The 20,760-nt window shown below is 68.0% G+C and carries 15 protein-coding genes; 8 read left to right on the forward strand and 7 right to left on the reverse strand.

Going from position 1 to position 20,760, the window contains the following annotated elements; genetic code table 11:
• The first annotated feature begins 2 nt into the window (after positions 1-2).
• The 4 genes from ACYVDA_RS12275 (at position 3) to ACYVDA_RS12290 (ending at position 5,147) form a co-directional block, all read left to right on the forward strand.
• The gene (locus ACYVDA_RS12275) at positions 3-773 is read left to right on the forward strand and encodes a hypothetical protein (RefSeq protein ID WP_460818646.1); all 771 of its coding nucleotides are present in this window, start codon (positions 3-5) and stop codon (positions 771-773) included.
• Entirely contained in the window at positions 770-2,146 is a 1,377-nt protein-coding gene (locus ACYVDA_RS12280; RefSeq protein ID WP_460818647.1) for a hypothetical protein, read from the forward strand. The genes ACYVDA_RS12275 and ACYVDA_RS12280 overlap by 4 nt, the downstream gene beginning before the upstream one ends.
• On the forward strand, positions 2,143-3,651 hold the full coding sequence (locus tag ACYVDA_RS12285; protein WP_460818648.1) for an SCO6880 family protein: 1,509 nt from the start codon (positions 2,143-2,145) through the stop codon (positions 3,649-3,651). The genes ACYVDA_RS12280 and ACYVDA_RS12285 overlap by 4 nt, the downstream gene beginning before the upstream one ends.
• Before the next feature lie 182 nt (positions 3,652-3,833).
• Positions 3,834-5,147, forward strand: coding sequence for an ATP-binding protein (locus tag ACYVDA_RS12290; RefSeq protein WP_460818649.1), 1,314 nt, complete (start codon positions 3,834-3,836; stop codon positions 5,145-5,147).
• Positions 5,148-5,245: 98 nt separating this feature from the next.
• On the opposite strand, the gene ACYVDA_RS12295 is transcribed toward ACYVDA_RS12290, so the two are convergent.
• Genes ACYVDA_RS12295 through ACYVDA_RS12310 form a run of 4 tightly spaced genes read right to left on the reverse strand, consistent with a single transcriptional unit; the run spans position 5,246 to position 9,432 of the window.
• Positions 5,246-7,027 carry a hypothetical protein gene (locus ACYVDA_RS12295; protein WP_460818650.1) on the reverse strand — a complete coding sequence of 594 codons (1,782 nt, stop codon included), beginning with the start codon at positions 7,025-7,027 and terminating at the stop codon, positions 5,246-5,248.
• A gap of 31 nt (positions 7,028-7,058) precedes the next feature.
• Complete coding sequence (locus ACYVDA_RS12300; RefSeq protein WP_460818651.1) at positions 7,059-7,886, reverse strand: sulfite exporter TauE/SafE family protein; 828 nt, start codon at positions 7,884-7,886, stop codon at positions 7,059-7,061.
• Between the two features lie 51 nt (positions 7,887-7,937).
• Positions 7,938-8,297, reverse strand: coding sequence for a helix-turn-helix domain-containing protein (locus tag ACYVDA_RS12305; protein WP_460818652.1), 360 nt, complete (start codon positions 8,295-8,297; stop codon positions 7,938-7,940).
• Between the two features lie 34 nt (positions 8,298-8,331).
• Positions 8,332-9,432: a tyrosine-type recombinase/integrase gene (locus tag ACYVDA_RS12310; protein WP_460818653.1), complete on the reverse strand. Its 1,101-nt coding sequence runs from the start codon at positions 9,430-9,432 to the stop codon at positions 8,332-8,334.
• A gap of 169 nt (positions 9,433-9,601) precedes the next feature.
• Here ACYVDA_RS12310 and ACYVDA_RS12315 point away from each other — a divergent pair, with 169 nt between their 5' ends.
• The 4 genes from ACYVDA_RS12315 (at position 9,602) to ACYVDA_RS12330 (ending at position 13,271) form a co-directional block, all read left to right on the forward strand.
• On the forward strand, positions 9,602-10,630 hold the full coding sequence (locus ACYVDA_RS12315) for a M23 family metallopeptidase (RefSeq protein ID WP_460818654.1): 1,029 nt from the start codon (positions 9,602-9,604) through the stop codon (positions 10,628-10,630).
• Between the two features lie 315 nt (positions 10,631-10,945).
• On the forward strand, positions 10,946-11,347 hold the full coding sequence (locus ACYVDA_RS12320; RefSeq protein ID WP_460818655.1) for a hypothetical protein: 402 nt from the start codon (positions 10,946-10,948) through the stop codon (positions 11,345-11,347).
• A complete protein-coding gene (locus ACYVDA_RS12325; protein WP_460818656.1) occupies positions 11,344-12,711 on the forward strand; it encodes a type IV secretory system conjugative DNA transfer family protein in 1,368 nt (455 codons plus the stop codon). The genes ACYVDA_RS12320 and ACYVDA_RS12325 overlap by 4 nt, the downstream gene beginning before the upstream one ends.
• A 14-nt stretch (positions 12,712-12,725) precedes the next feature.
• Entirely contained in the window at positions 12,726-13,271 is a 546-nt protein-coding gene (locus tag ACYVDA_RS12330) for a hypothetical protein (RefSeq protein ID WP_460818657.1), read from the forward strand.
• Between the two features lie 38 nt (positions 13,272-13,309).
• Here ACYVDA_RS12330 and ACYVDA_RS12335 read toward each other — a convergent pair whose 3' ends face one another.
• The 3 genes from ACYVDA_RS12335 to ACYVDA_RS12345 all read right to left on the reverse strand — a co-directional run bounded on the left by ACYVDA_RS12335 (position 13,310) and on the right by ACYVDA_RS12345 (position 20,752).
• A complete protein-coding gene (locus ACYVDA_RS12335) occupies positions 13,310-14,284 on the reverse strand; it encodes a hypothetical protein (RefSeq protein ID WP_460818658.1) in 975 nt (324 codons plus the stop codon).
• Between the two features lie 15 nt (positions 14,285-14,299).
• Positions 14,300-19,627, reverse strand: a complete 5,328-nt coding sequence (gene mobF, locus ACYVDA_RS12340) for a MobF family relaxase (RefSeq protein WP_460818659.1) — start codon at positions 19,625-19,627, stop codon at positions 14,300-14,302.
• A 120-nt stretch (positions 19,628-19,747) separates the two neighbouring features.
• Complete coding sequence (locus ACYVDA_RS12345) at positions 19,748-20,752, reverse strand: DUF932 domain-containing protein (RefSeq protein ID WP_460818660.1); 1,005 nt, start codon at positions 20,750-20,752, stop codon at positions 19,748-19,750.
• Positions 20,753-20,760 lie beyond the last annotated feature (8 nt).

A 20,760-nucleotide genomic window follows, 5' to 3' on the forward strand; every position in this document is an offset into this window, starting at 1 on the left:
GGATGCTGGCCGGCCCCGAGGAGTGGAACCGTCGCCGGCTTCAGGTCCTATTGTGCGTCGTCGTGATCGTGCTCGTGGCCGTCGTGGTCGGGATCGTCTGGTCGGGCATCGAGCTCATCGGTGCCGGAGGGACGACCCACTCTTCGAGCGCCGAATCCGGCACAGCGGAGAGTGACTCCGGAGCCGGCCCCACCCTGATCGACGAAGCACATCCCGGTCCGCTGTCGACCGGGCACACCGGCACGATCAGGATTCCGCAGCCATCGAAGCTGGGCGAGGCACAGGTCGGTACCGGCTTCGCGCAGTCAGCGGCTGGGGCGCTGGCACAACTGATCGCGATCGACAGGCGAGCGATCGAGTCGGCGTCGGCGGTCACCGCGCAGGACGTCATCGCCGCGTGGGCGGCGCCCGGCGGGCCGTCACCGGAGAGCTGGTCCGTTGTCGCCGCCGTCCAGACGCTGCTGGAATCGGCCGGGCTTCCCGCGAACGGGTCCAGCGATCTGGAGATTCAACTCGAACCTGCGATGGGCCTGATCCAAGGAGCGGAAGCGGGGGCTGGGACGGCGACCGTTTGTGCCGACTTCATCCTCACGGCGAGAGTCGCGGGCAAGCAGCCCGATCGCGTTGCCGTGGCCGACTGCCAGCACATGATCTGGCGCGGCGATCACTGGAAGATCGCTCCAGGTGAGGAGGCCGAACCGACCCCCTCGCTGTGGCCGGGCACGCAGCCGTCGTACGGCGCCGGTTACCAGTGGCTGGAGTTCCTGCCATGACCGCCGAGCTCGTGCCAATGATCGATCTGAACCCGTTTCACTGGCTTGGAGACCAGGTGAAGGAAGGTCTCGCCGACGTCTTCACGGCGATGATGATGTCTCTGTGGTCGGCGGCACTGTGGCTGATGGACCTTGTGTTCGGAGTCATCGATCGCTTCCTCACCCCCGACGTGACCGACCCCGGACTCAACCACCTCTACAGCTTCACCCTGTGGCTTTCGCTGCTCGTCGCCCTTCTGATCGGCTTCGGGCAGGTGGGTGTCGCCGCTGTCCGCCGGGACGGACGGTCGCTCGGCAGTCTCGCGACGGGGATCGCACAGTACGGCGCCGTCGTTGCCGGCTGGATCGTTGTCTGTGGGGGGCTGGTCGTCGGCTGTGCCGGACTCACGCACGGGCTCCTCAGCGAGATGTTGAACGTTCCCGGATTTGCCGGCTACTCGGCATCCGCCGGAATGCCGAACCAAGTCGCTGGCACGGTCCAAGCGGCGGTCCTCGGTGTCTGTGCGCTCTTCATGGTGATCCCGGCGGCGTTCGCCTATCTGCTCATCATGCTGGTGCGAGAGGCGGCCTTGCTGATCTTGACCGCAACCATGCCGATCGCGGCCGCGGGAGCACTCGGCGACGGCACCAAGGCGTGGATGTGGAAGTCGATCCGCTGGTTCGTCGCCGCATGCCTGACGTCGCCGCTGCTGGCGCTGGTCGTAGGTATCGGCGTACAGATCTCACGAGCAGCCTTTCCTGAGGCGGGTCAGGCCCAGCGCAACGACCACCTGATGTCTGACGTCGTTAGCGCCAACGAGGCCAACGTCGGTATGGCCGTCGTCGGCTGCGTGGTCTTCGCGATCGCCTGCTTCTGCCCGATGGTGCTGTTCCGGCTTCTCGCCTTCGTCGATCCTGGCACCGCTTCCGGTGCCTCCTTCCGCTCCACCCTCGCGGCCAACGGGGGAGCGTCCGGGCTGCTCTCAGGGCGCCACACTCAAGACCAAGGATCCGGCGCTGCCACCCAGACGTCGGCTGACGGCCGGACAGCCAGCGAGAGCGGTGCCGACGCCGACACAGCCAACAGGTTCCAGTCCCGCGCTGCGAAGGCCTTCGGTGGTGTCGGCAAGGCGGCCGGAAAGACGATGGACGTCGCCGGCGGAGTCGCCGCCACCGGTGCGTCGATGGCGATCGACGTCATGGGTCAGGCAGGCGTCGGCCACCAGGGCTACTACGACACCACCCCGCCACGTCGGGCCGGCAAGCCGTACCCACAACGCACCCGGATCGGCCACGGGTACGACCAAAGCAGCGGTGTCGCCAACGACCCAGCCCACGTCGCCAACGCGGACGAAGCGGCCTCTGTCGCGGAGGACGGAGCCTTCCTCGCATGACCGTCTACGGAGGCTCAGCCACCCGAGACCGGCAAGGCTGGTTCTTCGGGCTCACCGGACCACAGGTGTTCCTCGCGCTTGCCGCCGCGTTTCCGTGCTGGCTGGCCATGTCGGTCGGCGAGTGGGCTGCGCTACTCGCCCTGGTGCCACTGTGGCTCGTCGCCGTCGCCCTGATCTGCATTCCCGTGCGAGGTTGGTCTGCTGCTCAGTGGATCGGTGTCCTTGCACGGCACGTCATGGGTCACGCGACCGGCTGGACCCGATGGCAGTCGAGAGGTGCCGCCGGTGACATCGAGGACCCCGCCGAGGCCGACCTCCCGGGCGTCCTGACCGGAATTCAGATCCACGACGGACCGACGATGGCGGGACGAGGCGTTCGGCCCGCCATCATCCAGAACCACGCCACCCGCACCTGGGCCGCAACGGCTCGCATCCTCCACCCCGGAATCGGCATGGCCGACGATGCCGACCGCGACCGGATGGGTGCGGGTCTCTCGGAACTCCTCGAGGCCGCCTCGGCCAGCAGCCAGATCGACGTGCTCGCCATCTGTCTCCGCACCGTTCCCGACGATGGCACCGAGCGAGCCGAATGGGTGCGCCAGCACGCCCGCCAGACCGAGCCCGAGCTCTCGGCCCACATCCATGCACAACTCGATGCCTCGATCAGCGGCGCGGCGATTCGCACGGAAGCATTCGTGACGGTTGTTGTGCGCGAGGACGCCATCTCGAAAGACGCCCGAAGGGCGGGTCGTGGTCTCAGCGGTCGAGCCCGCATCCTGTACGGCGTCCTGGGCGAGGCCGAATCGCGTCTCCTCGGCGCTATCGGATGCACGCAGGTCAGCTGGCTCGACAGTGCCGAGCTCGCCATCGCGATCCGCACTGGTTTCGAACCCGGGGATGCCGCTGCACTGGCCGACTCGGTCATCCACCACGGGCACGACGACACGATCGGGGCAGGCGTTCCAGTCGCTGCCGCGGGTCCGACCAATGCGGCGACCGCTATGCGGTCCTACCGACACGGCGAGTGGGAGTCGATTGCTGCCACGATCCTGCTGCCACGCAAGGGCGCCGTGATGGGCGCGCTTGCCCGAGCCCTCGTTCCGTCCCAGGTCGGCGAACGCCGCGCCCTCACTGTGTTCTTCCGACCCGTCAGCCAGGGCAACGCCGAGCGCAGCACCGGACGCGCTGAGATGTCGGCTGCCATGGCCACTGAGGTACGCCGCAAGGTGGGCCGCGTCGAACGAGCACGTGATCGCCGTGCCGTAGAGCAGGTGCACGAGACAGACGACAAGCTCGAGCGGGGTCGCTCCCTGGTCCGACTCTCGTCGGCTTTGGCCATCACAGTCCCGGCCGCGTGGAACGCCCAGGACTACGGCCGGCGCTTGGACGCCTCGGTGCGCCTGTGCGGCTTCACGCCGCTGCCGCTCGACGGTGCCCATGACGCCGCGTTCGCGGCTGCGGTCATCCCACTCGGGACGGGGCTGCCCAAGAAGCGCCGGAGCTAGCGATGGCACGACGACGTACGATCTCGCGGTCCGTGGACCACCTACTCACGGACTTCGGCTCGCGTCTGCCGCGCAAAGACGCAGAGCCACCGGAGCCCCCAGCCGACAAGCCGTTTCCGCGGGTCGTCCGACATCGCGGCGTACGCAAGACCGGGCATGGCTGGGCGCCGACCCTCCCGCCCTTGGCGGCCTATCAGATGACCTCGGAACAGACCCCCGTCATGTGGCCACTCATCGCCGGCGACGGATTACCGCCGACCGGAGCGCCGATGGGGTTCAACGTCCTATCTGGCGGCTCGTTCTACTGCGACCCAATGGGATGGATCAACGACGACACCATCCCGGTGACCAACCCCAACGTCTTCATCTTCGGCAAACCAGGTCGTGGCAAATCCGCACTCGTGAAGGCGTTCATGCTCCGCATGATCCGTTTCGGATACAGATCGCTCGTCCTCGGGGACGTCAAGGACGAGTACGAAGACATCTCTCGCGCCCTGGGCGTCGAGCCGTTCCGCATCGGCCCCGGCATGCCGGGTCGGATCAACCCACTGGATCTCGGGCCGCTCGCTCTGGACTGGGAACGGCAGGACCGCGCCGAGACCGCGCGCCGAGCCGCCGTCATCTTCAACCGCTGGCTCGCGCTCATCCGCGGGCTTGTCGGCTCCCAGCAGGTCCCCTTCACTCCGACCGAGGCACGGGTGATCAACCACGTTCTGCGTGACTTGATCGGCTGGACGAACGGGCAGACGAAGCTGACGCCGGTCACGATCCCGATGGTCTGGAAGGCCCTCGACAGTCCGAGCGAGGACCTGGTCGCTGCGTGTCGGTACGAGTCACAGCAGGACTTCTTCGACAGCACCCGACCCCTTCGCGACGCCCTCGGCTCGCTGTGCGAAGGCGAACTCGAGGGACTCTTCGACGCCCCCTCGACTTTTGAGCCGAACTGGCGTGCGCCGATCCAGACGCTCTCCCTCAACGCCCTTCACTCGGCCGGAAACGAGGCTGCGGTCGGCATAGCCCTGATGTGTCTCAACTCGTGGGGCCAAGGAATTCGGGAGATGGCCGAGGCCGGCGACCGGCGCATCGTGCTCCGCGACGAAGCCTGGATGCAGACACGGCTGGGAGTCGACGCCGTGAAGACTCTCGACTCCAACCTCCGACTCTCGCGCAACGACGGCGACATCCAGCTCGTGACCTACCACAAGCCGTCCGACCCGCTCTCGGCCGGTGATCAGGGAAGCCAAGCGGCGCAGATCGCCAAGGACTTACTCCACCTCGCCGACGTACGCATCCTCATGGGCCAGGACGAAGAGGTCGGCACGGAGCTCGGTCATCTGCTGGGACTGACCCGGATGCAGCAGGAACTGGTCACCGGCTGGGCGATGCAGGACAAGGGGCGCGCGCTGTGGATGGTCGGCGACCAGCGATTCAAGGTTCAGACCGTCCTGACGCCCGTCGAGCGTCGGCTCACGTACACGAACGATGCGGTCGCCTAAGCCCTGTGACTGTTCGCGAGATTTCTGACGGTTTCTGGCCGAACTTGCACATGCTCGGCCAGGAGGTGGGAGCTGCTCGTGCATGTTCGCCGAAGTGCCTACTGCTTGTCACGCAGGGCGGCGTGCTCGGCGGTCTTGAGGTAGCGGGTGGCGCCTTCGACGCTCATGCCGAACAGGTCGCAGATGCGTCGTACGTCGCCGCCGGTGGCGTGGATCTCGTGAAGGATGCGGTCCTCGCGCAGCGCGCGCGGGCGGAGCGCGCTGTCCCGCCAGGGGAATGCATGGCCGCCGGGCACGAGCCGCGGTGCGGTGCGCCGGTTGATGAGCAGGTGCGGGTTGGCGCTGGCGGGCCAGGTCTGGTTGCGATAGTCGAGCCAGGCGGCCAGCCGTGTCCTGACCGGTGCGGCGAGTGGAATGTCGCGGCCGTCGACCTGGAGCCGCCCGTCGACGATGTCGATCAGTTGCAGTTCGCGGACCTGCTTGCCGGTCAGGGCATGGAATGCCACCAGAGCCACCGCGAGCGCGACGGCGGGGTTCGGCGAGTCCAGTTCGGCACGGATCAGAGCGGTGTCCAGCGGCATCGGAATGTCGGTGGCCACCGGGGTGAGGTCGATGCCGCGCATCGGGTTGGCGAAGATCAACCGGCGGCCCTTGAGGATCTTGAACAGCGACTTCAGGCCGTTCTCGGCGAAGTGCCTGTGGCTGGTGCCTGCGGGCAGTCCCGCCAGGGCGGTGAGGATGTCGTCCTTGCTGATCTCGGCGAACGACTGGCGCCCTGCTTCGACCCAGGCCTGCACGACGGGGGCGAGTCCTCGGATGTGGAGCTCGACGGTCGCGGGCTCGCGGGGGAACTGGCGTGGGGAGCTCCGGGAGCCGCCGAGCATGATCTGCAGCCAGAGCTCGAGGTGCTTGCGCATGGCGTCCGGGAGGGCGCCGGCGCCGATAAACTTGGCGTCGAAGTACTGCTCGACGTGGGTGGGGACGTCATCGATGAGCAGGCCTGCCTCGGCCAGGACGTCGACGGTGGACACGATCGTGCCGTCGTAGCGGCGCAGCGCCACGACCTCGCTCGAGCGGATCTTCGCGGTCGGGGTGGGCCGGACGGTTTGCAGCATCCGCAGGGTCTGCATCACGGCGTTACGCTGCCGCACGCTCCAGCCGTAGCGGCGCGCGTGGTCGGCCACGATGGCAGCGCAGTAGCGGGTGAGGTCGCTGTCCTCGACCAGGATCCTCTGACGCAGCACGTCGGGGTCGGGGGCCATGTCGAACAGCACGAGCTGTTCGGCGGCTGCCTCGTCGAAGCAGGTGCCGGGCCGGTAGGGCAGCTGGTTCTTGTTCTTCTTCGACCAGCGACCATCCCAGCTGATGTAGTCGGGCAGCGGAGTCTTGCGCCGCCTGTCAACCATGTTGGCGAAGAAGAGCTGCTGGCTGTGCTGGTTCGCGGCGACGACATCAGGTGCGCGACCTGGCTCTTGCTCGAGGCGAGCATTCTCCAGACACAGCCGACAGGTTCGGGTGTCGCTCACATGCGCATCTCGGCCGCAGAAGGCACAGGTCCCCTTGGGGTAGTGGGATTCCCACCACTTGCAAGACCAGCAGGTCCAGTTGTAGCGGGGATAGACGCCCCAGGCCAGGCAGTGCTTGCAGGAGTCGATGTGCTCGGGGCTGCGAGGGTGGCAGCGGCTGCACAGGCCCTGGCTGAAGTACTCACCCTGGCTGCCGCACTGCCGGCAGGACGGCGTTGGGAAGGGCCCACCGGGCAGGCAGTCGTAGCAGAAGTCGACCCGGGGTCTGGTCCAGGCGACGCGGTTGACTTGGCAGCGGTTGCACTTGGGTGGCAGCCGCAGCGGTGCGTTCGTTCCCGGTGCGGGCGGACTCATCGGGTCCCGCCCTGGTCGGTGCAGCGATCGGTTAGGAGTGCCGCCAGACCTTCACCGCTGAGAGCAGTAGGAGCACGGCGAGCAGGGGCACCAGGACTGCCTCTGCGACGACGCCGAGGAGCAGGCCTCCGGCGATCGATCCGGTCACGGAACCTGCGCCCATGGCGAGGACGAACTGCTTGGTGGTGGTCAGGACCGCGAACGCCTGGTCGCGGGAGTAGCGGAAGAACGCCACGAGCATCGTGGGCAGCGACACCAGCAGTGACAGGGATCCGGCGAGCTTGGTGTCCACGGCGTAGAGCAGCACGAGGGTCGGGATGAGCAGCTCGCCACCGGCCACGCCCATGAGTGCGGCCACCACGCCAATCCCGAAGCCGGCCACCACGCCGGCGACCAGCTGCGCGCCCGCGGGCAGGTCCGCGCTGTGCAGGGTGCCGATGCGTTCTGCGGTGAAGACGGCTGCGATGAAGACCAGCAGCACCGCCAGGATCCGGTACAGCGTCGTCGACTTCATTCGGGTGGCCCACGAGGCGCCGAGCCAGGCGCCGAGCAGGCTGCCGGCAAGCAGGTTGAGCACCGCGGTCCACTCGTGGGCGACCTCGGAGATCGGGACCGCGCTCAAGCGTGCCGGGATGCTGGCCAGGACTACCACGAGGCTCATCGCCTTGTTCACGATCACCGCCGCGAGGGCAGCGAAGCCAAACACTGCCAGCAGCAACGGTAGCCGGAACTCCGCACCACCCAGGCCCACCAGTCCGCCCAGCACGCCGACGGCCGCCCCCGCGAGGAAGCCCGCGGCCGGTGAGCGCGTCACCGGGCCGGCACCAGGGAGCGCCTCGGTGGAGTCGTTGCTGGTCACCGCCCAGACGGTAGCGGCCCGAGACCCGCGACATCCTCTGGCCTTCACCGTCTACAGAGGTGGGGTCGAGCGTGCCTTGCTGGGCCGGGGCGTCACCCTTGGGGACCGGGTGCCGGAACCGTCGCCGTCGCCGGGTGAGCCGTTGTCGTCGCCGTTGGCGGCGTCCGTGGTCCGTGGACGTCGGGCGGCGACCTTGTCCGGCTCACGGCTCATCAAGTCGTCTGTCGTGCACCCAAGCACCGCGCACAGCACGTCGAGATCCTCTAGGCGCATGGTGATCGGGGTGCCGGCCCACCACGACGACATCTTCCCCGTCGAGATCTCCAGGCCGGCCTCAGCGAGCATCCGCCGCAGCTCGGCCGACTTCCAGATCCCTCGCTCGGCGGCACGCAGCCGCAGGTTCCACTGCATCTGCTTCCTCTCTTCCCTGGAGTCCTCGGTGGAGTCAGTTCGTTGTCGTGGCGGTCAGGCGTGGCTGGCCGAAGCGGTCTTCGAGACGTTCGTTGGCCTGGTCCCACGCCCGTTCGATGTGGTCGCTGCGGACGTGGATGTAACCCGAGGTGGTGGCCAGCCACTGGTGGCCGAGCAGCTCCTGGAGCGCCTTGAGATCCACCCCGGCGGCATAGAGCGAGGACGCGCAGTAGTGCCGCAGCACGTGCGGTGTCATCCGACCCGACCATGCCGGGAGCCACTGGTCGACCTGACTGGTCAGCGTCCGGCGCAACACGTCGGCCCGTGCCCGGCCACAGCGACCGAGGTCATGGTCGAGTCGTTCGGAGGGCAGCAGCGGGGCATCCGGATCGGCCCAGTCGGCCCCGTACTGCGGCCGGACCTCGGCCAGCCACCAGTCGATCAGCTGGTCGGCGCCGTTGATCGCCGGGATCAGCCGGGGCTTGGGCCCACGTCCGCGGCTGCCCTTGCCAAAGCGGACGTGAAGCTTGCCGAACCCGCCGAGGTCCGGGCGCCAGTCGCGGATGTCAAGCATGACGGTCTCGTTGATCCGCAGTCCGAGCCGACGCCACAGCGAAGCCGCGAAGTAGTCCCGCGCCGCGGGCAGGTACTTGCGGGCGTCGGGGACCGACTCGCGCCATCCGGCAAACAGGACCTCGACCTCCTCATCCGACGGCGGCACCCGGACCTTCCCAAGCGAGGCGCCGGACTGGCGGTTGTACTCATCGATCGGCTGCTCAACCTGAACCCCGGTCGCACGCCTGATGGCGCCCTCGTAGCGGTCGACGACGAAGTCGTAGAACACCGCCAAGGTCCCAGCCTTGCCAGCGCGCGTGGACACGCTTCGGCCGAGCCGTCGTTGCTCAGCCAGATACCGGTCAGCATCCTTGCAGGTCGCTTCCCACAGCGGGCAGGTCAACAACCGGGCGAACTCGATGACCGCTGCCCGGCTGTTACGGATGTGCCCGTCACTCAGACCCGCGGCCACCATCGCCAGCGCGTACTGGTCGACCAGCTCCTGCTCGAAGTCCTCGACATCCTGCGCCGTCGCGAGACCCGGATCAGCAGCGCCGCCGGGCACCGCGAGCAGCCTCACGCTCACGACTGTTCACCGATGCCGACCACACGTCGACGATACGCCCAAACCTTCAGGAAAGGCGACTGATGATCAATGAATCTCTCACAGTCAGGGAACTCGCTTCACCTGCACGGACGTGGATCGGGCCCGCGAATCAGCAAATCGAACCGTCGCGCATAGAGGCAGCATGACAGGCAAGGCGACGTACGGCGTCGGACTGCTCGCACTTCCGATCGCGTTCCCGATCCTGTTCATCGTCATGATCGGCGGCCAGGCGTTGTCGTCACCGGCGGCGGCCTGCGGCGGGACAGGTGTGTCCACCGGTCCGAGCAGTGATTCGGATCTGGACACCGAGCAAATGGCGGTCGCGCAGCAGATCGTCGCCGCTGTCCGGGCCTTCCCAGCCACCGCGGACAAGCCGCACGCTGCGGTCATCGCGCTCGCGACAGCCCGCCAGGAGTCCGGGATCCGCAACCTCGACTACGGAGATCGTGACTCCCTTGGTGCTTTCCAGCAGCGTCCGTCGCAGGGCTGGGGGAGTCCGGAGCAGGTCAGGAACGTCCCGCACGCCACCACAACCTTCCTGCAACACGTCGTCCTGGTTCCCGAGTGGGACACCCGCCGGGTCACCGACGTCGCTGCCGACGTCCAACGGCCCGCCGAGGAGTACCGCGGCCTCTACGAACAGTGGGTGCCGCTCGCGACCCGACTCACCGACCAGCTCTGGCCGGGCGCAACGGCCACACTGACGACGGCGCCTGCGGCCTGCGGGTCATCGCCGTCCGTAGGCCCGGGCGGTGCTGTTTACCCCGTCCGGCCGGCGTTCATCGGAACCGACAGCCACAACTGGGGCGGCACCGGAAGCCACTGGAGCAGCTGGCATACCGGCACCGACTTCTCCGTGCCGTGTGGCACGCCGGTCCTCGCCGCGACGAGCGGGACAGTCCAGATCGATACGAGTCAGGCTTGGGCAGGCACGTGGCTGGTCAAGGTCGTCACCGGACCGGACTCGGTCGCCACTTGGTACGCCCACATGCAGAAACTCGACGTCCACGAGGGCCAGGCAGTCGGAGCCGGCCAAAATCTCGGCGAGGCGGGAGCCCGGGGGAACGCCACGGGCTGTCACCTCCACTTCGAGGTGCATCTCCGCAACGGCAGCATCTACGGACCCGACAACGTGGACCCGAGTCGGTGGCTCGCGGCGAAGGCTGGGTAAAGGGCCTAGAAGACGGCGATCCGTCGGCCTGCAATTCGCGCCGACCTTCTCCGCGGCTGTCCGAGCCTTCTGCTGAGGTCAGCCAGTCTGGTGCCGGTGTGGCGGATCGCCATGAGGTGGACCGAGCCCCATACCCGGAGGTGGGGGCCTCCGTCAGCCATCTGGATGACGCCGCTGTCGCGTCGGCTCTGAGGTCTGGACGAGAAGGACGTGGGTCGGAATTCGCTGTCCATTCGCTGGCTCGTGTGTGCTTGAAGGGGCGTGAGGGTTCAAAGCCGACGCACTGACGTCTTCCCGACGACCTGGGAGATCCCCGTGGGGATCGGGCTGATCTGGCTGCTCGGGTCATTCCTCGCGCTGCCCGCGGGTCAGGGGCTTGCGTTCGCGCTCTGCGGGGATGGGTTCGTCTGGCCCGGGTCCGAACTTGGTCGGAGCATTCTTGGCCTGCTGACAGGAGACGCTGGCCGCGGGCTGTCGCCGGGACTCCAGGCTGCGGTGCCTGCGACAGTTCTCGTCTACGCGGCCGCGGTCGCCATCGAACTCGCCCTGGCGAGCGCCGCGGTCATCAGTCTGTCCTGGTGGTGGCGCACGGTCGGGCCGCTGGCTCAGTTCGGTATGGCGGCGAGGCAGGAGGTTGCCGCCGTACTCGGGCGCCGGCAGCTGATGCGGAGGCGGAAGACGATTCGGCCCGATCTCCTCGACGGCGGGCGGTCATGAGTCCTGTCGAAGCGACCGACCTCGGGTGGCGTCTTGGCCGGTCCACTGTCCCGCGCGGGGTCGAGGCATGGGTGCCGTTCGACCGCACCACGGGTGTCTACGGCCCGCAGGGATCGGGCAAGACACTGGATCTGCTCACGCCAGCGCTGCTCACCGCTCCAGGCGCAGCACTTGTGACGCTCACCAAGCCCGAGGACCTCTACCTGACTCTAGGAGCGCGGGCGGAAGGGGAGCGGCCCGTCCACGTGCTCGACCCGTTCGACTTGGCGCCCGGCGTGCCGGCCCTGGTCTGGGATCCCGTCGACGGTTGCGCCGACTCGATGACAGCTGAGCGCCGCGCCAAGGCATTTACGGCGGGAACCGTTGGCGGTGCGGTCAGCCGCGGCACCGGCGACGAGGCGGCTCGCTTCTACGCGGCCGAGGCGGCCAAGGTCCTTCAGGCGTACTTCCATGCGGCGGCTCTCGACGGCGCATCGCTGGACGACGTACTCATGTGGATCGCTGACCCGCACAACGCCTCGCAGCCGGAGGAGATCCTGCGGACCCACCCTGCGGCGGCACCGTTCTGGGACGGACTCCTGCGCGGCGCGCTACACGGCGATCACCGGACGGCCGGCAACACGATAACGACGGTCCAGCAAGCGGTGGCGTTGTTCTTTCAAGAGACGATCCGGCGCCGATGTGTTCCCGGAACCGGTCGGCCCGCGACCGATCTGAAGCAGGTGATCGCTGAACGCGGAACCGTCTATTTGCTTGGCCGCGAGGACCCCTATGCCTCCGCTTCGCCGTTGATGACCGCGATCGCTGAGCACGTTCTCGACACTGCACTCGGCATGGCGACAGCGTCGCCGTACGGTCGGCTCTGCCCGTCGTTCCTTGCCTGCCTCGACGAGCTGCCGTCTACGACGCCGCTGCCCACCTTGCGCACCCGCATGGCCAACGAACGGGCGCTCGGCCTGTCCTTCATCTACGCAGCACAGACCTGGCGCCAGCTCGTGATCTGCTACGGCGAGGACGAAGCACGGGCGATGTTCGGCCTTACCAACAACATCGTGATCTTCGGCGGCGGGAAGGACGGCGAGTTCTACAAGGAGGTCTCGGACCTGCTTGGCACCACCCGCGTCTCCCGTAGAAGCTACAACCTCCACCGAGGCGGTTGGGGCAGCAGCTTCTACGGCGACGACGTACCCGTCCTTCGACCTGAGGAGATCAGGCAACTTCCGGAGCGTCACGCCCTGGTCGTCGCCGAGAACGCCCGTCCGTTCGTCGCGAAGCTGTCCCGCTGCATCGACGGTCGCCGCGGGAAGGTGCTGCTCCAAGCGCAGGCCGAAGCGCGAGCGAAGGCAGCAGAGGTACGTCAGTGACCGTGACGGGTCTAATGGCAGCACCGTTTCCGGAGCCCCCCGGCGTCATTTCGAGCCGGCTCGACGAGCTGCGTCTTGCTGCCGCCGCGACGAATGAGGACGAGCACGAGAGCCGTCGGGTCGCGATGCTGTCACGGCCGTGGGACCCACCGAGCTGCCCTCCCGAGATCCGCCGGAACGTCTACCAGTGGCTCGACGACGTCGTCGCGTGGATCAACGAGGACCACACTTGGCGCACCGATCGCGTGGTTCCGATCTGCTGGGACCTCCACCCGCACATCGTCCACGAGCTCGCGACCGTGACCTGCCTGCGCTGGGAGGCGGCCTTCGCCCGCACGCCAGCCGCTCTGGAGGAGTGGCACCGATTCACCCTGCCGGCCTTCCTCCAGCGCGTCGTCGACCGCATCGGCGAGACCGGGTGTCCACCGGGGCGGCATCAACCGAACCCCGGCGGCGGTAGGAACGCGATCTACCGAGACGGCGACGAGCCAACTCGTCGACGGAGCCGACGGTGGCAGGACGAGGAGTCGAATTCACGATTCGCCGGAAGAACAACGTGATGGAGCTCGAGAACCGGGTCCCGAAACAAGCGCCGAGGCTACCGAAGTCCGGGAAGCAGCCCGGTTAGATCGATGACCTCGATATTGGCCAAGTCGGTGAACTCGGCGACCGTCATCATTGGCGTGAGTCCGGGTGCGTCACGGACGCGTAGCGCTCCCTTCGACAAGGTCTTCACGGCGTTTCGGTTGCTGGTCTTGAGGAAGGCGACAGGAAGCGGGCCAACCACGTAAACCTGGCGCCGCCTGCCGGTGTCGTCCATGGAGAGACCGACCACGTCGGCGAACAGGCCGCGTTGACGACCACCGTCGTGGCCCTTCCAGGACGAGAGCTTGAACTCGGCGACTCTATGCGTTGTCTCCAGGTCGAAGACGCGGTCGGGATCGTTGCCAGCGCCCAGTGACGGGCGCTTGGTCACCAACTCACCCTCTTCGAGGATCATCGGAACTACCTGAGTGATGACGGCAGCGTGCATGAGGGTGTCGAGCATCCCGACACGCTCACGGACAACGAGAGCGCAATCGACCAGATCCTCGTCGAAGCCGGATGACGCCACAATCTCTTCAACGTCGGCTCGACTGACGCCCTGCAGCTTCGCTTCGAGAGCCGCGAGGGTGGAGGTCAAGGCGTTGGATGCCATAAAGGAATCCAGGCGCCGGAACGCCTCCAGCGCATCGGTATCCGTGTGGGGAGACGGTGAGGGGGCTGCAACTGCTTCCCGCGGTCCCGAAGAGCGAGGCGACTCACCGGGGATGGGACTAGTTTGGAATCCCAGTCGCTGGAAGACGCGCAGCGCAAAGTGGCTAATGAACGACTCGTCATGGAGTCCAGTCGCGACTCGGAAAGCCTGCTTCGGAGGCCAACGGCGACCCTCGATCTCTACCCAGTGCGTACGGATCGGGTCGGGCGGGGCTGCTGTCACACGGGCACGGACGGTTGCCGGGTCCAGCGCGATGGTGCGCCCGTTGAGCACAAAGTCCATGGCGCCGAGCGTATTGGCGACGTCCGACGCCATGAAAGGCGATAGTGACTACATGCTGACGTGCAAGCTGGTCGATGGGGCGACGGACGGCGAGTCGAGTTCGTGGATTGCGCCGCTTCCGCGAATGCCTTCCACTGCGCGAGCCCGGGTAGTCGCAGGCGCAGACGGCCGTACCATCGCGAGTTCGCGCGCGACACAGGCTTGAGGGTCGTCGGTCCACTTCGTGCCTGCCTCGACGACTTCCTCATACATGGTCGCCGGCGACAGGTCGAGAAGTTCTGCCACGTGCTGGCCGTTCTCCATCCACTCTTCGGGGGGAAGCGCACCGATGATCCTCGCGAGCTGTCGGCCGAGATCGACTCGTGAGAAAGCGTCAGAGTGGGCTGGAAGTCGCTCTTCAACAAGGCACTCGATGAGCAGTTGGGCGTGCCCGGTTGAGGTGGCGAGGCGCTTGGCGAGTGCCGCCGGGCCTTCCGTGCGCAGGATGTCCGCTGGGTCGATGCCGTTGGGGAGCGTGAGGTGCTGCGGGTTGGCTCGCAGTGCGGCGAGCCGCCAGAACGCGCGTTGGGCCGACTCCCAGCCGGCTGAATCCGGGTCCGTGGCGATCACGATCCGCTTGGGATCTTCGCGTACGTATGGCTTCAGCTTCGCTGCCTGCGACTCGGTGAAGGCTGTACCGAGGGGTGCGATGCCGACGTAGTCACCCCTCGAGGCCAGCGTGACGGCGATGGCGTCCATCGGACCCTCGACGATGACCGGCGTCGCACCCGCAGCGAGGTCTGAGTTCCCCTCGGTGAGGCCATACAGCTGCTCGCCTTTGGTGAACGCGGCGGTGCCGCGCGTGTTGAGGTACTTCGGGCCGGCGAACTCGTGGTCGTCCTTTGTCGGGTTGCGTCGGCCGATGAACCCGACCAGGTCGCTGCCGGAGTAGATCGGAAACACGAGGCGGTCCCGGAACGAGTCGACCAAGCGGCTGCGTTCGGTCTCGCGGGCGAGGCCGGCGTCGAGCAGTTCCTCGATCGACGCCCCATGGGCCGTCAGGTGCTGGATCAGGCTCGTCGGTCCGGGGGGTGCGTAGCCGACCTGGAACCGTTCGTCCTCGGCGAGGTCGGTTCCCAGCCGCTCGCGGAGGTAGTCCGGCGCCCACGACCTGCCGAACATCGAAGAGTAGTGGTCGAGCGCCCACTCGTTGAGCTCGACGATCCGGGCGGCGGGCGTGCCCTGACTCACGAGCCCCTGGACCGGATCGGACGCCGTTGGCTCGACGGGAGCGAAGTCCGGTTCGAAGGGCTCCGGCTCGTCGAAGGGCGTGTCCGTCATCGTCGCGATGCGCCACACCAGGGCCGAGCACAGGTCTTCAGGACGTACGTCGGGTCCGCGGCCCGACGTTGCAGCTTCGAGCAGCTGCTCGGGTGTCCATTCAGCGGGGCGAGCATGCACCGCGGCGACGAGCGCCGGCCACATCGCATCGGCCATCATCCGCTCGCCGACAGCTTCACCAAGTCGCTCACGCAGGTACGTCGACCAGGCCGGGCGGAGCGTGTGGGACTGGCTTGCCGACGCACGCAGGGCGGCGGGACCGAGGTGCCGGACGATCCGCCACCAGAGCGCGTCCGCGGCGCGTTCGTCGGGGAGCGGGTGGTCGACGTTCACAGATCTGCCGACCAGCGAGCCGACGTCGATCCCGGCTGCTTGGAGGGCGCCGAGGCGCTCGGACAGACGGGTGAACTCACCGTCGGACCGGACCTCGTCGGGCAGGAGGTCGGTCAGGTTCTCACCGGCGCGATGAACACCGAGCACCGCCTTTGCCCGGCGGTCCAGGTCCCGCTGGTACGGAGTCGTCGACGATCCTGACTGCACTGGGCCGGTCGGACGACCGTCGTCCTCGAGCACGGCGAAGGCGGCTCGCCAGATCGAGAGGTCTCCGCGAAGCACGGCGTCCTCGCCCGCGGTGAGCCCTGACGCCCACGCCGGAGCGTCGGCCGACGCCCAGCCTTCGGCTTCCTCTCGCACCGACGCAGCGAGGCCTGCAATCCGGTCGGCGCGGTCGTGAAGGTACGGCCCCCAGGTCGGGTGCCCTACCAACCGGGTAGGGACGGGGTCGAGCCAGGGGAGAGGTCCCTCGGTCGCGGACCCTCCGAGACGCCAGTCGAGCACGGCGGCTCGGTCGTTGGATGTGCCCAGCTCGCGGGGGCCGGCGGCGTCGAGTAGCGCGGCGACGGGATCCTCACCTTCCACAGCGCGGAGCGCCAGGTGTGCGCGCAGAGTGGGGTACGCCGGTTCGGCGGTGAGTCCCGGCCAGATCGCTTCGGCGTCCCGGTCGACGCTTGCGAGGGCGTCGGCGCCAAGTTCCTCCTCGGCCGCGAACCCCAGTGCATCGTGGTAGCGCAGGACCGCGTCGTGCAACTGAGTCGCGCAGGACGCTGCCTCCCGCTGCGTGGTCGTGGCGGAGCGGTCCGATCCGTCGCGCTCGAGGATCTCGGCCAGGACGTCGATCGCGGTCGGCGGGCGGAGCGCCTTCGGATCGATGAGGCTGTGCGGGTCACCGTCGAAGCCGGTAGCGAGATAGATGTGGTTCGACTGACGGCCGCGCGAGATGCCGACGTACAGCGTCTGGCGCGTCTCCTCGCCGGTCGCGACGAGGTGGGCCGTGTCGGCGGTCATGCCTTGGGCCCCGTGGACGGTGGTGGCGTATCCGAGCTGGACGTGCTCGGCGACGTAGTCGGCGGGCAGTTCGACGGAGCGTCCGAGTTCCATGTGCCGCGCGACAAGGGAGCCGCCTGCGAGAACTTGCTCGACCCGCCAGCGGTCGCCGTTCTTGACCCAGTTGCTGCGCGAGATCACGAGTCGGCGGCTGTTGCGGCGAGTGACGATGACATCCCCGGCCGACGCGCGATTGCCATCGGCGAGATCGACTTCCAGACCGTCCTCTATCGGTGTCGTCGTGAGCCGGTCCGCCCGTGCCCGTGCGTTTAGCTGGCTGACGACGTCGCGGGTCGGTGCGAGGAGTACGGCGTCAAGCCCTGCCGCGCGATCGTCCGCCCACGCTTCGTACGCCTGGTCAGCGACGGAGCCCAGATCGCCGACGTGGACGCGTGCGCTGTCGGCGTAGAACCCCAGCGCACCCACGTCGCCCTCGCGCATTGCGAGGGTGGCCGCTGCTTCGGCCGGGTCGTCGAAGCGGCGTACCTCCGACAGAGTGGACGCGCCGAACTCCTGCTGGATGTCGCGCAGGATCCCGCCCGCGCCGACGGCGGCGAGCTGCTGGTCGTCACCGATCAGGCGTACGACGCCGCCTCGCTCGGCGACGTAGCGGACCGCGGCCGTCAGCTCGGTGGTGGCTGCCTGGCCGGCCTCGTCGATGATGACCATCGAGCTCGGGCCGATCTCGCGGATCCAGCGCGGCCACTCTGCTGCCGATCCGTTGGCGAGGGTCCAGGTCAGCTTGGCCAGGGTGTCGGTGTGGCCGGTGATGGCCTGGCCGAGTTCGTGTGCAGCCTGGGCTGAGGGCGCGAGGCCGATCACTTGACCGCCGCCCTCGGTCCAGGCGTCCGCGAGCACGCTCATCGTTGTGGTCTTGCCAGTCCCGGCAGGAGCGAGGGCGAGTTGGACGAGAGCTCCTGACGTCGCGAGGTCCCGGACCATCGCGACCTGGGCGTCGTTGAGCTCGAAGCCACTGGCTGCGGAGGCGGTGACGGCTACCTCGACCCGTACATCGGCCAGCGCGTGGCCGCCGGATCGTGTGGCGAGCGCGAGGAGTTCGTTCTCGGCGCTGAGGACCTTCGCCGACGTGTAGAGCGTGGCGCCGTGGACGTCGTAGACGCTTGCGCCGTCGGGGCGACGGAGCTGGGCAGGTTCGGCGACCGGGTCGTCGACGCCGAGCCGGACGGAGCGGGAGATCGCGGCCTCGACGACCTCGGAGACGGCCTGATCCACGTCCTCACGAGCGATCCCGGAACGGCGTGCCTGACGCTGGGCCTCGGCAAGGAGGTGCCAGACGTTCCAGGTCGCTCGGGATTCCTCGACGGCCACGATGGTCGAGGCGGCGGTGTCCTCGACCCACTCACGCGTCAGCGCCCTGCCGGCCTTTCCTCGGTTGATCGCATGGGCGTACATCTCGTCGACCTCGGCGGGGTCGCCCATGACGTCGTCGGCCTCTGCACGCCAGGTCGCCCGCTGGTCGCGCTCGCTGCGGTGGCCGTGTTTGGCGTCGCGGGTCTCGAGCGTTGCCTGGTCGGCGAGTGACTTGGCCTCGATGGCGGTGGGAGGGCGGCCGAAGCGTTGCTGGAACTCGGCGGCGATCTCTGCCTGACGAGCCTCGATGGCGACGCGGCGACGGGACCACCAACGGGTGAGTGTGGTGCTGACTCCGCGGATCTCGCGGACCGGCAGTCTGCCGGTGGTGGACCCAGCCCGTTCGACGAATTCGACGCCGAGCCGGCCGACGAGCTCGGCCTCGATCCGGGTGTTGTAGTGCTCCGACGCGGCGACCTTGGCGGCGAATAGGAGCCTGCCGTCGAGTGCGAGCCAGCGACCGTCCTCGGCCTGGACCTTGTTGCTCACGGCGACATGAGTGTGCAGATCCGGGTCTCCGGCGCGGCTATCGCGGTGTGTGAAGGCAGCCGTAACCAGTCCGCGCACCTTCACCTGCCGGGCGCCGCCTCGGCCGACCCGCGTGTGGGCCACCTCGCGCTCCAGCCAGGAGAGGGTGTCGGCGACTGCTGCGTCGTGGGCCGCTCGGATGTCGCCGGCGACGTCGCGGGGCGCCAACGCCCAGAGCGCGGAGACCGACTTCACCGGCGAGAACGTCAGGTCGAATCCGGCGACAGCGCTGGTCGCCTGGCGTGAGGCCTTGGCGATGAATCCGGAGAGTTCGCGGGCGTCCTGCGGCGCTCGGTCGTGCTCCTCGCCGAACATCCGAGTGCCGATGTCGGTCCGGATCCGCGCGCGCTCCTCAGGCCGGATGGGGGCGTTCCACTTCTGTCGGTGCTCACGGTTGTATGTCGTGAAGGCCTCGGCGACGCGGACGTTGAAGAGGGACGAAGTGTTGTGGACCAGGAACTTCTTGCCGAGCGCTATCGCCGACTCGACCTCGGTGCGGGTCCCACCACGCTCGGCGATATGCTCCTCGATGGCGCCCGCGTTGGGGTGCATGCCGAGGCCGAACAGGGACTTCATCTGCGCGGCCGTCACTGCATCGCCCGGCGTCATCGACAGGCCGGCCAGACCTGAGCCCATCCATCGGCCCGGTGATTCGCCCTTCTCGTCGTAGTAGTCGGCGAGGCTGGTGTGGCCCTTCTCGGTGCTGTCGTGGGCAGCCACCTGTCGGGTGAGGTAGCAGTACCCGTCACCCGCAGTCAGCTTCCGCAGACTCATCACGCCCCTTCAAGCGCGCCGGCGCGGGCGAGTGGACACCCGCCGATCAGCTCGGTGCAAAGGGTGTGTGGCTGTGCTGTTCCGTCGGAAGGTGAGGCGAGGAGGTCGAGCGGGAGGCGGTCAGGCGGCGGTGAGGGTCGACCAGGCGCGGTGCTTGGTCTTCGTGGGGGCGTCGGAGATCAGGAGACGGCCGGCGCGAGCCGTCGGGGCGTCCTGCTTGGCGCGCACGGGGGCGTAGTGGTCGACGTACTCGGCCACCGCCTGGTAGCCGGCCCACGCCGTTCCCCGGATGCCGGCCTGGGTCTCGGCGTCGTGGAAGAGGAACGACAGAACTTCCTGCCGGTCGGCGTCGGCCTGCTTGGTGCGCTCGCTCGCGTCTGGGTCGAGTGGTCCGAACGTCGCCTCGATGAGGGCGTCGAACTCTCCGTCGGTGAGCGTCGTCTGGATCAGCCACTCGGCCTCAGCCTCGAACGCCTCGACGTAAGAGAACGTCAGCCCCAGCGCATCTCGTGCCGCAGCGACGGCCGCCTTGGCGTTGCGGGTGTGCCGAATGGAGAAGCTCGACGCGTGGGCGGCGAGCGCGGCGGCCTGGGTGTTGGCGCAGACCACACGAACCGGCGTCACGAGGATGCGGAAGGCCCCTGACCCGTCGTGGCTGTTGAGCGCGGCGATGTTGAGATCGACGGCGTCGGTCCCGCCGATACTCAGCGACTCCGGCAACTGCATCGTGATGAACACCTGCCGCCCGCCTCGGAGCGATCCGGCGGTGTCAAAGACCGCGCCGGACTGGTCGGCCAGGTTGTTGAGGAACTCGGCGTGGTCCTCGTTCTGCAGCGGCTCGTAGCCCGCTCCGACGACGCCGAGCGCCTCGGCGCGGCCGGTGAACGGGTTGTCGCGCACAGTGGCATAGCCGGGTGCGTCGATGGTGGTCACGCCGTCGCCGGTGACCTCGTGGGCGATCAGGGGCGCCTTGCGGACTCGCCAGCCGCCCAAGTGCCCGAGTGTCATCGCTTCCTCGGCGGTGAACGCCCGGTTTCGGACCGTCGTCCCGAGCCGGTGCCACGGGTCAGTACGGGCGAAGATGGCGGCGGCCTGGCTGCCGTTGGTCTCGATCTGGTGTGCCATGGTCGTGG

It is taken from the genome of Nocardioides korecus (assembly GCF_054778395.1).

Excerpts from the sequence above, each read along its gene's own strand:
- ACYVDA_RS12275 (WP_460818646.1), top strand. The coding sequence starts at position 3 with ATGCTGGCCGGCCCCGAGGAGTGGAACCGTCGCCGGCTTCAGGTCCTA.
- ACYVDA_RS12280 (WP_460818647.1), top strand. The coding sequence starts at position 770 with ATGACCGCCGAGCTCGTGCCAATGATCGATCTGAACCCGTTTCACTGG.
- ACYVDA_RS12285 (WP_460818648.1), top strand. The coding sequence starts at position 2,143 with ATGACCGTCTACGGAGGCTCAGCCACCCGAGACCGGCAAGGCTGGTTC.
- ACYVDA_RS12295 (WP_460818650.1), bottom strand. The coding sequence starts at position 7,027 with ATGAGTCCGCCCGCACCGGGAACGAACGCACCGCTGCGGCTGCCACCC.
- ACYVDA_RS12305 (WP_460818652.1), bottom strand. The coding sequence starts at position 8,297 with ATGCAGTGGAACCTGCGGCTGCGTGCCGCCGAGCGAGGGATCTGGAAG.
- ACYVDA_RS12315 (WP_460818654.1), top strand. The coding sequence starts at position 9,602 with ATGACAGGCAAGGCGACGTACGGCGTCGGACTGCTCGCACTTCCGATC.
- ACYVDA_RS12325 (WP_460818656.1), top strand. The coding sequence starts at position 11,344 with ATGAGTCCTGTCGAAGCGACCGACCTCGGGTGGCGTCTTGGCCGGTCC.
- ACYVDA_RS12330 (WP_460818657.1), top strand. The coding sequence starts at position 12,726 with ATGGCAGCACCGTTTCCGGAGCCCCCCGGCGTCATTTCGAGCCGGCTC.
- ACYVDA_RS12335 (WP_460818658.1), bottom strand. The coding sequence starts at position 14,284 with ATGGCGTCGGACGTCGCCAATACGCTCGGCGCCATGGACTTTGTGCTC.
- mobF (WP_460818659.1), bottom strand. The coding sequence starts at position 19,627 with ATGAGTCTGCGGAAGCTGACTGCGGGTGACGGGTACTGCTACCTCACC.
- ACYVDA_RS12345 (WP_460818660.1), bottom strand. The coding sequence starts at position 20,752 with ATGGCACACCAGATCGAGACCAACGGCAGCCAGGCCGCCGCCATCTTC.